At 61.1% G+C, this 1,180-nt stretch carries 2 protein-coding genes; one reads left to right on the top strand and one right to left on the bottom strand.

The features are described from left to right. Positions 1 to 403, top strand: a 403-nt coding sequence (locus AC1D15_RS33275; protein ID WP_477829430.1) for a hypothetical protein, incomplete at its 5' end; no start/stop codon positions are given. A gap of 338 nt (positions 404 to 741) precedes the next feature. Here AC1D15_RS33275 and AC1D15_RS33270 read toward each other — a convergent pair. Then, positions 742 to 1,101: a KTSC domain-containing protein gene (locus tag AC1D15_RS33270; RefSeq protein WP_477829429.1), complete on the bottom strand. Its 360-nt coding sequence runs from the start codon at positions 1,099 to 1,101 to the stop codon at positions 742 to 744. Positions 1,102 to 1,180 lie beyond the last annotated feature (79 nt).

Raw genomic sequence — 1,180 nt, 5'->3', positions numbered from 1 at the left:
CTACAGACCGGTACTGGATGGCTGCTCTTCCGACCCTATTCTCCACGGAGCCATTCGTATCGCATTGGTTGGATTCTGGCTTGCGTACTTGCTCTTGGTAAGGGCAAGGATCGGCACCTTCAAGTGGAAGAATTTCTGGATCGGAGCCGTCGCAGGAGGGGGGTGGCTCGCACTTCTCATGACCATTCGCGAGCTTTCTGATCATCGCCCCATCTACGATCACCTGCTGCACCGCCTGCACTATCAGCACATCATCAGTCTCGCGCCAACAGTAATGATCTCCGGGCTTTACGCTGGTCACTCCGGACGCGTTCAGGGTGCAGCGATCTCGGGATTCGTTGTTCTTTCTCTTCAGTTCGTGGCAGTCGAACTGGCCACCCTTCCACTTCTCTGCGTCTACTAGACGTCCAACAGCAGCCTGATCCTTCCATCGAGGGGGCGTTGCTTGGCAAGCCGGCCGGAGGCCCTCATGTCAAATTCCGAACGACTGCTTTTCGGCAGGCAGGGCGGCAACACGTAGGTCCGCAACGGGTCGATGTCCGCCCTTCGCTGCTCACGACAGCAGCCATTCGACCAGGTCAGCCCCCGCCGCTGTGGCCACCGCCCACTCGACCGACAGTGGGCGATCCATTCGCCACGCGACGAAGGTCTGCTTTCGGCCTGAGCAGTCGGTCAACGCCTGAACCTGACCGACCGCAACCAGCCTATAGCGGCCGACCGCGCAGCCGCATCCAGCAGAGTTCAAACCCGATACTTCTTGGGAACCGGATGCGTCCTGCAATCGAACGGCCCATCCTTCCCACTGCCCTTGATCCGCGCCTCGAAGTACTGCCGCTTCGACCCCGCCGAGCGCAGCCCCTGCACCGTTCCAGCGGCGATCTCGCAGTAGTGGTAGTACATCGAGCGCAGGCGAATGACCATGTAGCGCTCGGCCGAGTCGTAGCAGATGCGGGTGACATCGCTGCCCTCGCTCACCTCGCCGCAGACGAAGGCATCCAGCGACACCGGCCCGTGGTACTTCACCAGCACCGTCTCTGCCAGCGCCGGGCCGCACGCCAGAAGCAGCGGCGTGATCGCCAAGAAGCTCGTGAGCCTGCCCATACAACCCCCTCCCTCAAGGCACAAGTCTGTCAGTTGCGCTGGCCCTCCGAATCAGAAAATCCCTTCCCCACTTCAGATG

This window comes from Rhizobacter sp. P2_H2, assembly GCF_056403375.1.
The sequence above is the reverse complement of the archived record's forward strand: the minus strand, read 5'-3'. Positions and strand labels throughout refer to the sequence as shown.

Coding starts and splice junctions, on each gene's coding strand:
- AC1D15_RS33270 (WP_477829429.1), bottom strand. CDS start 1,101: ATGGGCAGGCTCACGAGCTTCTTGGCGATCACGCCGCTGCTTCTGGCG.